Annotated in this window: 10 protein-coding genes and 1 pseudogene; 5 read left to right on the top strand and 6 right to left on the bottom strand. The window is 46.7% G+C overall.

Translation table 11 applies throughout. The features are described 5' to 3' along the window. Positions 1–124 precede the first annotated feature (124 nt). The 4 genes and pseudogenes from JMX83_RS14160 to JMX83_RS14145 all read left to right on the top strand — a co-directional run. Positions 125–1,333 (top strand): annotated as a pseudogene (locus JMX83_RS14160) (3-hydroxyacyl-CoA dehydrogenase); the annotation flags it as partial. 65 nt (positions 1,334–1,398) lie between these two features. Then, positions 1,399–2,601, top strand: coding sequence for a 3-oxoadipyl-CoA thiolase (locus tag JMX83_RS14155; RefSeq protein WP_201603067.1), 1,203 nt, complete (start codon positions 1,399–1,401; stop codon positions 2,599–2,601). Between the two features lie 169 nt (positions 2,602–2,770). Then, positions 2,771–4,444, top strand: coding sequence for a fatty acid--CoA ligase (locus tag JMX83_RS14150; RefSeq protein ID WP_201603065.1), 1,674 nt, complete (start codon positions 2,771–2,773; stop codon positions 4,442–4,444). Positions 4,445–4,612: 168 nt separating this feature from the next. Next, entirely contained in the window at positions 4,613–5,092 is a 480-nt protein-coding gene (locus JMX83_RS14145) for an acyl-CoA thioesterase (RefSeq protein WP_201603063.1), read from the top strand. 151 nt (positions 5,093–5,243) lie between these two features. On the opposite strand, the gene JMX83_RS14140 is transcribed toward JMX83_RS14145, so the two are convergent. The 6 genes from JMX83_RS14140 to JMX83_RS14115 all read right to left on the bottom strand — a co-directional run bounded on the left by JMX83_RS14140 (position 5,244) and on the right by JMX83_RS14115 (position 12,086). Next, positions 5,244–6,980: a BCCT family transporter gene (locus tag JMX83_RS14140; protein ID WP_201603061.1), complete on the bottom strand. Its 1,737-nt coding sequence runs from the start codon at positions 6,978–6,980 to the stop codon at positions 5,244–5,246. 43 nt (positions 6,981–7,023) lie between these two features. Continuing rightward, positions 7,024–8,511 (bottom strand): aldehyde dehydrogenase, encoded by a 1,488-nt coding sequence (locus JMX83_RS14135; RefSeq protein ID WP_201603058.1) that lies wholly within the window; start codon positions 8,509–8,511, stop codon positions 7,024–7,026. Between the two features lie 58 nt (positions 8,512–8,569). Next, positions 8,570–9,607, bottom strand: a complete 1,038-nt coding sequence (locus JMX83_RS14130; RefSeq protein ID WP_201603056.1) for an LLM class flavin-dependent oxidoreductase — start codon at positions 9,605–9,607, stop codon at positions 8,570–8,572. A 79-nt stretch (positions 9,608–9,686) separates the two neighbouring features. After that, positions 9,687–10,598 carry a flavin reductase family protein gene (locus JMX83_RS14125; RefSeq protein WP_201603054.1) on the bottom strand — a complete coding sequence of 304 codons (912 nt, stop codon included), beginning with the start codon at positions 10,596–10,598 and terminating at the stop codon, positions 9,687–9,689. Positions 10,599–10,633: 35 nt separating this feature from the next. Further along, entirely contained in the window at positions 10,634–11,470 is an 837-nt protein-coding gene (locus JMX83_RS14120; protein ID WP_201603052.1) for an alpha/beta fold hydrolase, read from the bottom strand. Between the two features lie 13 nt (positions 11,471–11,483). Then, a complete protein-coding gene (locus JMX83_RS14115) occupies positions 11,484–12,086 on the bottom strand; it encodes an amino acid synthesis family protein (RefSeq protein ID WP_201603050.1) in 603 nt (200 codons plus the stop codon). Between the two features lie 198 nt (positions 12,087–12,284). On the opposite strand from JMX83_RS14115, the gene JMX83_RS14110 reads away from it, so the two are divergent. Beyond that, positions 12,285–12,944, top strand: coding sequence for a GntR family transcriptional regulator (locus JMX83_RS14110; RefSeq protein WP_201603048.1), 660 nt, complete (start codon positions 12,285–12,287; stop codon positions 12,942–12,944). Positions 12,945–13,059: the final 115 nt, after the last annotated feature.

Raw genomic sequence — 13,059 nt, 5'->3', positions numbered from 1 at the left:
AACCAAACGAGGATTCAAAAGGGCTTGAGCTATAAATCGCCAAGACAGGTGTGGTTTGATTATTATCGTCAAGCGGCGTAACTAAAATCTCCCAAGTTTAACTGTACGGATTTGACGGCAGGGGTCAATCGCTGCTGACTGTGAATATCCAGAGCGCGTGGCAGGGTTTCATTTCTTTAACCCCGTTCCCTTGATGAAAATTGTTGAAATCATCCCTGGCATTTCTACTCAGCAGTCGGTCGTTGACGTTCTCACTGATTTGGCCAAACGGATGGGGCATCTGGGCGTGGTGGCAAAAGACACACCCGGATTTATCGTCAACCATGGTGGCAGAGCCTATGGTACCGAGGCATTAAAAATATTGGGTGAAGGCGTCGCAAGTTTTGAGCAAATCGACCGAATTTTGCGTGATGGTGCAGGGTTTCGTATGGGGCCGTTTGAGCTGATGGATCTGACGGGCGTTGATGTGTCTCATCCTGTGATGGAGTCAATTTACAACCAGTTCTATCATGAAGCGCGTTATCGCCCGCATCCATTGACTCGCCAAATGCTAGTAGGCAAAAAGCTCGGCCGTAAGGTTGGTGAAGGTTTTTATCAATACGAAAAAGGTCAGAAATTGCCAATGGACGGCGCTCAAAATCAATCGTCCAAAGCGCTTGTATCTGATGCCACTATTACCTCAGTTTGGATCGGCGCTGATTTGGCAGAAGACAAAACTCAGCTGGTTGATTACCTAAAGTCTCAGGGTATCACTATCGATGACAACGACAAGCCGAGTCCTGATAGTTTGGTATTGCTGGCCATCTATGGCGAGGATACAACCAATGCCGCGATTCGTTATCAGGTCGATCCCAAGCAAGCCGTTGCTATTGATATGCTCACCGAACTTACAAACCATCGTACGTTGATGCCGAGTCTCATCACGCAAAAACAGTTTGTGGCGCAAGCCTATGCGCTATTTGGCAGCAGTAAAGGTAATAAAGACTTAGATAGGACTCAGACAGATGCGCAAGAGGCGGGTAGTGCCACGCTGATTTCCGAAAGCATCGGCTTTGTGGCACAACGTGTGGTCGCTATGGTGATCAATCTTGGCTGCGATATCGCGATGCAAGGGATTGCCACGCCAGAAGATATCGACAATGCCGTTAAGCTTGGGCTAGGTTATCCATATGGTCCTATCTCTTGGGGCGACCATCTTGGCGCTTCGCGTATATTGCTCATTTTAGAGCGTATATACAGGTTAACAGGTGATCCCCGTTACCGCCCAAGTCCTTGGTTACAACGCCGCGCCAAACTGGACGTGTCATTGTTCACTCAGCAGGCCATTTATTAGTACAAACAACAAAATATCGTTATAAAACCATGATTCAAAGTTAAAAAATACAACAAGGAAACGTTATGTTAGATGCCTATATTTATGATGGATTAAGAAGCCCTTTTGGTCGCTATGTTGGTGCATTAGCAACGGTACGCCCTGATGATTTGGTCGCTACCGTGATAAAAGCGCTGGTCGAAAAACATCAATTGCCGAGCGATATTTTTGATGAAGTGCTGCTAGGCAGTGCCAACCAAGCGGGTGAGGACTCTCGCAATATTGCACGTAACGCTGCTTTGTTGGCAGGACTGGATATCAAAACGCCAGGTCAGACAGTAAACCGTTTATGTGCGTCAGGTCTGTCCACTGTTGTCGATGCTGCTCGCAGTATTACGTGCAATGAAGGGGATATTATTTTAGCAGGTGGGGTCGAGTCGATGACGCGTGCACCGTTTGTATTTGCCAAGACAGAGCAACCTTTTAGCCGTGACTTCAAAGTATTTGATACGACCATTGGTAGCCGTTTCCCCAACCCAAAAATTATTGAGCAGTTCGGCAGTGATACCATGCCGCAGACGGGCGATAATGTCGCGCAGAAGTATGGTATTACGCGCGAGGAAGCCGATAAGTTTGCAGCCGCATCACAAGCCAAGTACCAAGCTGCTAAGCAAGCAGGGTTTTTTAACGATGAAATAACACCTATCACCGTACCCCAAGGTAAGAAATTGCCTGCAAAAGTAGTCATAGAGGATGAGCATCCGCGTGCCAGCTCTAATATTCAAGCACTACAAAAGCTCAAACCGTTAAACAAAGATGGAATCGTCACCGCAGGTAATGCGTCTGGTATCAATGATGGTGCTGCCGCGCTCATCATTGGCTCAAAGCAAGCAGAGGAAAAGCTAGGCTTTAAACCGATTGCCAAGATCTTATCATCAGGTGCAATGGGTGTTGAACCCAATATCATGGGTGTGGGTCCTGTTGAAGCAATTAAGCTAGCACTAAAGCGTGCGGATCTGACCCTCGAGGACATGTCTGTCATTGAGATTAATGAAGCTTTTGCTTCTCAAGTGCTTGGCTGTCTAAAAGGGTTGGACATTGAATTTGATGATAAGCGTGTCAATCCCAATGGTGGCGCCATCGCTGTCGGCCATCCGCTTGGCGCATCAGGTGCAAGAATCGCCTTGAGTACCGCTCGAGAGCTACAGCGTACGGGTGGCAAATATGCCGTGGTCAGCTTATGTATTGGTATTGGGCAAGGGCTTGCCATGGTGATAGAACGCGTCTAAGACTCAAAAGCACGCTCGCCCCATTACTGATTATAGTTGATTCAGTTTAGAAGAGAGACAATGCAACCGAGCGCAGATGTAACTGTGATACTTCAAGAGAGGTTAACGCTGTCACTCTTTTATAGAGGGTTGACTATATCAAGGACAATTTATTATCAAGGAAGATACCATGACAACCATACTTAACGAACACGATAACTACCATCAAGCCGAAGACGCGTATGGGTTTCCGTTAATTATCAAACAGTTACTAAACCGTGCCAAGATTGCTTCCACCAACCAAACTATCAGTTATGCCGACAAAGTCACTTATACCTATGCTGAGTTTTTTAAGCGTATCAATCGCTTGGCCAATGTATTAAAAAATATGGGCTTGCAGGCAGGTGATGTGGTCGCGGTCATGGATTGGGACAGTCATCGTTACCTTGAGGCATACTTTGCAGTACCAATGTCGGGCATGATTTTGCAAACCGTTAATGTGCGTCTGTCTGAAGAAAAAGTGCTATATACCGTCAACCATGCAGCGCCAAAAGCCTTATTGTTGAATGCTGAGTTTGCGCCGATGATTAAAGATTATCGTGACGACGCGCCTTCTATTGAGCATGTGATGTGGGCTGATGATGCAGAGGGTGATAAAGCCGATACGCCAGACTATGTCGATGGCGAATATGAGGCGCTATTAGCAGCTGCTAGTGATGAATTTGTCTTCCCAGATTTTGATGAAAATACCATCGCTACTACGTTTTACACCAGTGGTACGACAGGCGATCCAAAAGGGGTTTTCTTTACTCATCGTCAGATCGTACTACAGACGATGGCAAGCACACTGGCGTCAGCCCTCAATGCCGAAGGTCAAGGCGCGCGCTACAACGATGTCTATATGCCAATGACGCCTTTGTTTCATGTACATGCGTGGTGCTGGCCGTATGGCGCTACCATGATAGGGCTCAAGCAAGTATATCCAGGACGATATCTGGCACCAAAACTGGTCGATTTGATTGAGGAGCATAAGGTCACGCTGTCACACGGTGTCCCCGCTATATTACAGATGCTCCTCAAAGAAATGGCAGAGCGAGGTCGCAAATTTGAGAATCTCAAACTGCTGCTAGGGGGCTCAAAGCTCAATGAAGGCTTGGCCAAAGCCGCTATCGAGTGCGGTATCGAGTTTATGTCAGGGTTTGGGATGTCAGAGTCCTGTCCTGTGCTGTCTCGAGCGGTATTTGATGACAAAACCGAGTCGATGAGCCTAGAGGACAATCTCAATTATCGTTGTCTATCAGGTTCGCCAATCATGTTGGTATCAATGGAAATCTGGGACGAGAATGGCAAACCCCAACCAATGGATGGTGAGTCAACAGGCGAGCTTGTGATACGAGCACCGTGGCTGACCCAAAGCTATTTCAAAAATCCCGATGCAGGTAATGAGCTGTGGAAAGGCGGCTGGATGCATACGCAGGATATTGCTTGTATGACCGCTGATGGCACGCTCAGCATTACCGATAGACTAAAGGACGTCATCAAGTCAGGCGGTGAGTGGGTGTCCTCGCTTGAAGTCGAAACCATTTTATCCTTTCATCCGAGCGTGGCTGATATCGCGGTGATTGGTGTCCCAGATGAGCGCTGGGGTGAGCGTCCTCTCGCCTTGATTGTGCTAAAACCAGATTATGTCGATACAACATCGACAGATATTTTGGCACTGGGTCATCAAGCGGTTGAGAGAGGTCATTTGCCAAAATATGGCGTGCCAAGTGAAGTGAGGTTTTTGTCAGAAATGCCAAAAACCAGCGTCGGTAAACTCGATAAAAAACGCATGCGTTCGATGTACTCAGAAAATTTAATCTAACCAAACAAACCTATCACCATCACAGTGACTTTGATAATAGAGAAGATTTGTATAAACCCCAGTGTCTGCATAAATGCTAGGGATGGGAGAGGTATGTGTGAGTCACGAGCATTCTGAGTCAAACGCATCATCTGCATAACAAAACCTACATAACAAGAAGAGAAAACTATGGAAGCTGTGCCTACATTTCCAGAAATACAAAAGATTGTCACAAGCGATGACAATCACCCATTGCGTGATTTTACGGTTATTTATCCTCAGCAAGTTGAATGGGGCGATATGGATACCTTTGGTCATGTCAATAACGTTATCTATTATGAATATTCGCAAAATGCTCGTATCTATTACAACAGGCGGCTTGGTTTATTTAACGAAAAAACGTTTTCGGTGATGGCGGCCTCGTCATGTCGATATCTCAAATCTGTTGCTTATCCTGATGAATTATGGATTGGCGTCAAGGTCAAAAAAATCGGCAACTCCAGTCTGGTTCATGAATATACCTATTATAGTACAGTGCAGCAGACAGTCGTTGCGATCGGTGAGTCGGTGCTGGTCTATCTCGATAAATTGAGCGGACAAAAAAAGCCAATCGATGAGACACAAAAAAAAGCCATTGCGGCGTTAGAGAATATTGACCAAGAAGCATAGAATTCAATTTCGGGTGATTTTAGGTATTTGAAATATTGGTAAAATCCGACTTCTGGTTAAATAGAAACACCCCATACATTGGTAAATGTACGGGGTGTTTTGTTTAGATAGTCGTTACTATGTTTCTTTGGAGATTATGCTTCTCTTGAGACTACGCTTCTTTTGAGCGGGCAATGTCCAAAATTAACGCTTTTAATAGACTGATTGCCATTAAGATAATGATAAAGGAGAAGGGGATAGCGGCCACAATCATGGCTGAAGTAATGGCATTTAACCCGCCTGCCAATATCAATGCGCCAATCACCGCAGTCAGCGCAATGCTCCAAACGATGATATGTTTCGGGCCGTTCTCGATATGGACTTCACCCGCCGCATTTAAGGTATTGACGACCAGTAATGCAGAGTCGGCCGACGTCACCAAATAGGTGAGTAGGAGCACAACCACCATCGACGACAAGACACCTGCCATCGCTGGGTTTAGCATAAAGCCAATAATCTCAAACAGCTGCGCGGTCAATCCTGAATCAAATATCTGACCGTTTGCGATACCGCTTAACTCTAAATCAATACCAGTACCACCGATGAAGGAGAACCAAACAAACAGGGTCAAACTTGGGGCGACAATCCCAATCAAGCCAAATTCACGAATGGTACGGTTTTTGGAGATACGCGCCAAGAACAATCCAACAAATGGCGCAAACGCAATCCACCATGCCCAGTAAAAAATAGACCAGCTGGTTTGCCAAGCGCCCAATTCAGTATTAGGGTCCCAAACCGTTACTGCCATTGCGGGCAGATGCACAATATAGCTAAAGATACCTTTGCCCAGCATCTCTAAGGCAAACATCGTTGCGCCAAAAATCAAGAAGAAGGCAAGCAGCAAAAAGGACAGCACCATATTAATGTTACTGAGCCATTTTACCCCGCGTCCTACCCCTGACAGGGCTGAAACCATGGAAAGACACATGACCACAAACAATGACATCAATAGTGCGCCTGTCGTCGGTTCAGGATTGACAGCGTCCGTCACTAACCATGAGATACCCGTAATACTATACAATCCTGAGGCAAAAGAGCTAAGTCCAAGGCCAATAGTTTGCGCCACGCCAAAGATAGTCGCAATGACGGCAGCCACATCGATGATATTGCCAAGTGGCCCTTCTAAATACTTGCCAAATAAAGGTGTGAGCGCCGAGCGCATGGTGAGCGGCAAACCGCGAACGTAGGTAAAAAACGCTAAACAGATACCGACTAAGCAATACGTGGCCCACGCACTGATACCCCAGTGAAAAAAGGAATAACGAAACGCGGTGTCCAATGCTTCCTCACTCTTGGGTAGGACGAGCCCATCAATGGGCGCCAATGCACTGGCAGTGACTTGGTTTTGATAAAAGCTAAAGACATCCGTGCCTTCAGGTACGGTCATGCCATTACTACTTAGTGCCGATACGATCAGCTCTTTTGACATGATGATATCGGGGTTGTTGGCGAGATGCCATAGCGGTTCAGCGGCGCTATAAGTCAGCACCCCAATACCGATTCCTGCCCCAAAGATCATCGAAAACCATGAAAAATTAGAAAATTCAGGTTTACCATTTGGGTCGGAGCCAAGTTTAATACGCCCAAATGACGGCCACAGAATAACCGTTAAACAGACTAAAATATAAAAGGCGATGGCATAAGTATAATAGCCATTAAGGTTGGTGTAAGACCAGTTCTTCATGGCATCGAGCATCGCGCCAGAACGCTCGATATCACTCAAAATCCAAATCACCACTAAGGTGACAAAGATTTTTGAGGTGACCGTAACAAAACGGTTAAACCCTTTATAAAAACCTTTGTCATGGGTTTTTATGTTGAGTTCCTTTAGGGGAGGACGGATAGCCATAGTTTTTTCCTTAAAACTGAATGTAGCTGACTACACTGATCGGTTATCTCATAATAAAAGGATTAGCCATCGGCTCCGCCGAGATATTAATCCATGTCGTTTTTGTGCGTGTATATTGCAGAACAGATTCGCTACCAGCCTCACGCCCGTAGCCTGATTGGTTGTAACCACCAAACGGCGCAGTTGGTGAAATCGCGCGGTACGTATTGATCCAGCAAACGCCTGACTTAATTTGCTTAGAGACGCGATGGGCGCGAGCCAAATTTTGGGTAAATACGCCTGAACCTAAGCCGTACACACTATCGTTTGCCATCGCGATGGCTTCTTCTTCAGTATCAAACGCGACCAATGACATGACAGGGCCAAACATCTCGATGGTCTGCGTTTCAATATCGGTATTTGGGCATTCTACCAGCGTTGGGCAAAAGTAATTGCCGTCAGCCAAAGCGTCATCTTCAGGCGCATGACCGCCGAACCGAATGGTCGCGCCTTGTGCGACAGATTTTTTGAGCGTGTCTTTAATGCGCTCAACTTGCGCTTTGGTACATAAAGGACCAACGTGTGTTTCAGGATTGAGCGGATTACCGATGACAATACCTTTGGCTTTTTCTTCTACGCGTTTGATAATCTCAGGCAAGATAGAGCGCTGTACAAATCCTCGTGAACCTGCGACACAAGACTGACCAGACGCACCAAAGTTACCAGCGATTAAGCCATTTGCCGCGCTTTCCAAATCTGAGTCTTCAAAGACGATAATCGGTGACTTACCGCCCAGCTCCAAGCTTGTCACCGCAAAGCTATTGGCAGAGTTTCTGACTACGTGACGCGCCGCTTCAGGGCCACCGGTAAAGGCAATCTTATCTACATCAGGATGACTGGTCAGTGGAATGGCACAGTTTTCGGCGTCACCCGTGATGACAGAGACGACACCTTTTGGAAAGCCTGCTTGTTCGATCAGTTCAGCAAACGCAAACATCGGACATGGGGCGACTTCAGACGCTTTTAAAATAATGGTGCAACCAGCCGCTAGCGCAGGGCCAAGTTTGGTAGCAGTCAAAAACATCTGCGCATTCCACGGGACCACAGCCGCGACCACACCAATCGGTTCACGCGTGGTAAAGACGTGCATGTCAGGCTTGTCAATTGGTAGGGTAGCGCCCTCTAGTTTATCAGCCAGACCTGCAAAGTAACGATAATAATCGCTGACATAGCGCGTTTGTGCCACGGTTTCGTGTGCCAATTTACCGCTGTCTGTCGTTTCGATCTTGCCGAGTTTTTCAGCATTTTGTTCGATCAAATCTGCCAAGCGATATATGAGTTTGCCGCGCTGAGTGGCAGTCATTTTTGCCCATTCAGGATTATTAAGTGCCGCTTTGGCACCATCGACCGCGCGTGCAACATCTTCAGGACTGGCACAGGCAAACGTCGCCCACGCCGCACCCGTTGCAGGGTTATAGCTCTCTAGGGTTTGGTTATTACTGCCTTCGCACCACTCACCATTGATATAGAGCTTGTAATGAGGTTTGGACATTGTGGTTCTCCAAATTGCTTGTTGGGGTATGTGTTTGTCATTTATAAGCAAAGTGCGGTTAGGCAAGTGCTGGCATGACATCATCAATAAAACGGCGTAATGAGTCGCGTTTTTGCTCAAAGCTCATACTAGAGTCAATCCAAAAGGCAAACTCGTCATAGCCCAACGCTTCATATACTTTGAGTTTTTCAATCACTTGCTCAGCGGTGCCAATTGGCATGTTCTCTAACATTTTTTCAGGGGCATACATGTCGATGGCTGCCATCTCTTCTTCGCTCAATGGCTCAAGCAGTCCTTGGCGAATGAGGCGTTCGTTTTTGAACCAAGCACCAAAGTAGCAATAAAAGCGACTGATACATTTGGCTGCGCTTGTCACATCATCAGCATCACTACCGACGTAAGCATGTTGCAACAGCATGATTTTTGGGTCTTTGCCCGCGCCGTGTTCAGCTTTGGCACCTTTAAAGGCGGTCATAAGGTTTTGAATCTCTGTCATGCCTTGCCATAGCGGCGTCACTTGTACGTTGCAGCCATGTTCAACCGCGAATTTATGGCTATGCGGGTCACGAGCTGCAATCCACATGGGTACACCGCCACTTTGCACTGGTTTTGGTGCTGACGTGGTCGATGGGAATTGGGTGAATTTACCATCGTGGGCGTAATCACCTTTCCATAGTTTTTGTACTGCAGGAACAAGCTCACGCATACGCCCGCCTGCTTCCATGGCATCCATACCCGGCATCAAGCGCTCATATTCAAAGTTATAAGCACCGCGCGCAATACCCAGATCCAATCTACCGCCCGTGATGATATCCGTCATGGCCGCTTCACCCGCCAGCTTGATCGGATGCCAAAACGGTGCAATCACCGTGCCAGTCCCAAGACGGACGTTTTTGGTATGATGGGATAGATCGATCAGATTTAAGAATGGGTTGGGGGCGATGGTAAAATCCATACCATGGTGTTCGCCTGTCCAGATAGCGTGCATCCCGCCTTGGTCAGCCATTTTTGCGAGCTCAATAAAATCATTATGGAGCTGTTCATAAGACTGTGATTCGTCGAGGCGTTCCATGTGTAGGAATAATGAAAATTTCATAAGGCAACTCCTTTGCTATTTGTTTTAACTTAATTTTTTTGAATATCGTGTTTGGTTAACTGTCGTTTAGATATAAAATTTAGTGGACGCGGCCTTGCTCTTCTTGGCCAACATAGACACCGTATAGGCCATTTTCGCTTTCAGTTGCATAACGATTCATCATCGAATTCATAGCAGTGGTGGCAAAATCTTGCTTTGCGATATCATCAATGGCGACATATTCACCCAGTCCACTGGTCTCTGCTGAGTTGGCAATGGCGCGATAAAAGATATAGTTGGTATTGGTCTTGCTGTTCTCATAGATAGAGAAAACTGCACCCAATTGTGCGTCTATACCATTCGCTGTCAAAAACTGCTTGATGGTGCTAACTGCATTGGTATTGTCATCGGTCGTCGTTGCAGGTAACAATGCCTTGCCGTCTTTTTGGCTCAGTAGTACTTTGCCATTGTGTTCGATAATCACGCCTACACTGACATGCTTTTCTTGCGTGCTGATTTCTGCCGCTTCACGTTCTAGTGCTAAGCTAAAATAACCACCAGATGCGTATCCTAAGCCGTAACCTTCACGATTCGAAAAACTTAGTACTTCGCCCACCAATAGGTTGTGATCACCGGCCTCTAGATTGCGATCTGTTTTACAAGAAAAATGCGTCAAAGCACCATCGATGATAGGATTGCCTTGCTCATCTTTATGCCACTCTATTTGACTAAAACGATCGTCTTTGGAGCCTGCAAAAATATTCGAGATGTTTTGCTGATCTTCGCTCAAGATATTGACCACAAAGCTATCGCAGTTGGCAAAGACCTCAAAGCTCGATAAGGATTTTGCTGGGCAAACCAGTAGCAGTGGTGGATTAAGCGATACCGACGTGAACGAATTGGCGGTAAAGCCAACAGGGGTGCCGTCCTTACTCGTGGCTGTGATTACCGTCACCCCAGTCATATAACTGCCAAAGGCGTTGCGTAACATTTTAGGATCAAGTTGTTTCATGGGAACCTCTTTTTCATAGTGGGCGATGGGGTGCGTTAAGCGTTAACGGTAGAGTCTGAGTCACATCGGACAAAAAATCTTGCCAAGGCCGCGTTGACGGCGCTGGCGTGTGTCATCTGCGTCATATGACGGGCATCGGGAACGATAACGGCATTAGCATGGGGGAGTAGATCAGCCATTGCTAATGACATTTTGGCGCTAGAGTTGACATCCAGCTCACCGGTCAAAAACAAGGTAGGCACAGTAATGGTTTTTAAGTCAGCAGCATTGATACCGCGCAGATGAGCAAACATCTGATAGGCACGCGCATAGCCTAAACGATTGCCCTCATCCAACCAGCTCTGACACAGCTTGGCCTCTGAGCGATATTTAGGATTGCCATCAAACCATCTGGCAATCGGTTGATCGGTTACATTTTGAGTGAGGTCATCGATCAGCGACGCGGCCCGCGCTTGTACGTTTTGGGCCGCCTTATCTGGACGCTCGTAGATGGCATTCAATGCCGCGACACCGCATACGACTTTGGGTGACGACACGGCAGTTTGTAACGCCGTCATCGCTCCCAACGAATGACCCACAATGATGGCCGGTCGACCCACCACATTGGTGATAAAGGTAGTGAGCACATCCGCAAAGTCTTGTAGTGTCAATATAGGGTTTGGTAATAAATCGCTGTCGCCATGTCCTGGCATATCAATCGCATAACAGCGATAGCGCTCGCTAAATACAGACAGCTGCTGGTGCCAACTCTCTGCACGCAAACCCACACCATGAATAAAAACGATAGGGGTGGCTTTTTCATCAACGCTATCACTGGCATCAGCATGATAGTGATAAGCGATTCCATCTGAGATTTTACGTGACCACTTCATGACTGGCTGCTCCTTATACGGCTGCTGGATTGTCTAAATCGCGACCCAAATCTTTGAGGTCTTGATAACGATCACCAATGCGGTGATGCGGACGGCCACCTGTCGCACCGCCTAGGACGATGACCACTTCATCATCACGAGGCGCATCTGGGATAGCAAACTGAATGGTCAAATAATGTGAGCGTCGACCGACATCATCTTTGTCCATCAGCGGTACCATAATGGGCGAATTTGCTGTACCACGCATATTGGTGAATGATAAATAACTGCTCGCAGACAGGGCCTCACGGTAGAAGTTGCCAAAACGCAGGGTATGAATCAAACCTGATGCATGTTCAATCTCGCCATTTAAACCAACGACAGCGGCCTTACCATAAGCCTGTATCTTGTCTGCACCGCCCGCCAACGCGATAATTTTGTCAGTCAGTAACTTACCCAATACAGGGCCAAAGGCTTGGATTTCCGGCTTTAGGTCTTCGACATAGCGTCCAGCCCACGGATTGGTAATCACCGCCGCAACGGCAAACATACGCAAAGGCGTCTCAGCAGCTTTGAATCCTTCAATGAACGTTTCTTCTTCAAAAGTGACAATTTTTCTGATTTCTGGTTTTAGCATGATAGTGTCCCTACGGTCATAAAAGATGATAAAGAATTAGTTTCAATTGTTGGTATACCATAATATGGTATTAAATTAATTACTAGCTTTTTTTGAAAAATAATATTATGGTATACCGTATGACGATATGAAAGCGTACTGATTTTTTGTCTGATAGCCGTTATACTCTGCATTTCCATCCAAAAGAGTAGAGGTCCTATGTTAGAGAAAGTAGAAAAACCAAAAACGCTAAAAGAGACAACGTTAGAGCAATTACGTTTAGCGATTATGACAGGACAGCTTGCGCCAGGTCAGCGCTTGGTTGAGCGTACGATCTGCGAGCAATTAGGTGTCAGTCGGACGGTCGTGCGTGAATGCATTAGGCATTTAGAGAGCGAGCATTTGGTGACTTTTTCGGCAGGTGGCTCTTCGGTTGCAGTGCTAGAAAGTGATGAGATTCGTCAAATTTATCACTTGCGGGCAACACTTGAGAGTGAGGCCGTTCGTCACTGCGCTGAGCAAGTGACCTCTGAGCTGGTAGAGACATTACAGAGTCACTTGGTACATATTCGCGATAACTTGCATGCAGGCGATGTGGTAGAAGCACTGGCGCATTCTTACGCGTTTTATGAGCATCTATTCGTGACGGCGGGTATGACGGTCGCATGGGAGTTAACTGAGCGACTCAACGGACGTATTGGCCGTTTGCGATTCATGACCTTATCTACCAAAGAGCGGGCAACCAAAGGCCCAAGTAATTTACAAGAGATTGTCAGTAGTATCGCTAAAGGGGATAGCAAAGCGGCAGTCAAAGCGTGCCGTCAACACATTGATGAAGCCTGTCAGATGGGGCTGCATCTTAATAAATACTTAGATTAACACATGAAGTGCAATACCAAATGCAAGGTGAAAAAAAGACCTAGATGCGCTAGCATCAAAGTCTTTATCCACCGACCAAAGTGAGATTGCAACCATGAACTATACGCATCTAAGC

It is taken from the genome of Psychrobacter piscatorii (assembly GCF_904846415.1).
In the GTDB taxonomy this organism is placed as follows: Bacteria; Pseudomonadota; Gammaproteobacteria; order Pseudomonadales; family Moraxellaceae; genus Psychrobacter; species Psychrobacter piscatorii.
This window is presented reverse-complemented; position numbering and strand designations above follow the sequence as displayed.

Coding starts and splice junctions, on each gene's coding strand:
- JMX83_RS14155 (WP_201603067.1), top strand. CDS start 1,399: ATGTTAGATGCCTATATTTATGATGGATTAAGAAGCCCTTTTGGTCGC.
- JMX83_RS14150 (WP_201603065.1), top strand. CDS start 2,771: ATGACAACCATACTTAACGAACACGATAACTACCATCAAGCCGAAGAC.
- JMX83_RS14145 (WP_201603063.1), top strand. CDS start 4,613: ATGGAAGCTGTGCCTACATTTCCAGAAATACAAAAGATTGTCACAAGC.
- JMX83_RS14140 (WP_201603061.1), bottom strand. CDS start 6,980: ATGGCTATCCGTCCTCCCCTAAAGGAACTCAACATAAAAACCCATGAC.
- JMX83_RS14135 (WP_201603058.1), bottom strand. CDS start 8,511: ATGTCCAAACCTCATTACAAGCTCTATATCAATGGTGAGTGGTGCGAA.
- JMX83_RS14130 (WP_201603056.1), bottom strand. CDS start 9,607: ATGAAATTTTCATTATTCCTACACATGGAACGCCTCGACGAATCACAG.
- JMX83_RS14125 (WP_201603054.1), bottom strand. CDS start 10,598: ATGAAACAACTTGATCCTAAAATGTTACGCAACGCCTTTGGCAGTTAT.
- JMX83_RS14120 (WP_201603052.1), bottom strand. CDS start 11,470: ATGAAGTGGTCACGTAAAATCTCAGATGGAATCGCTTATCACTATCAT.
- JMX83_RS14115 (WP_201603050.1), bottom strand. CDS start 12,086: ATGCTAAAACCAGAAATCAGAAAAATTGTCACTTTTGAAGAAGAAACG.
- JMX83_RS14110 (WP_201603048.1), top strand. CDS start 12,285: ATGTTAGAGAAAGTAGAAAAACCAAAAACGCTAAAAGAGACAACGTTA.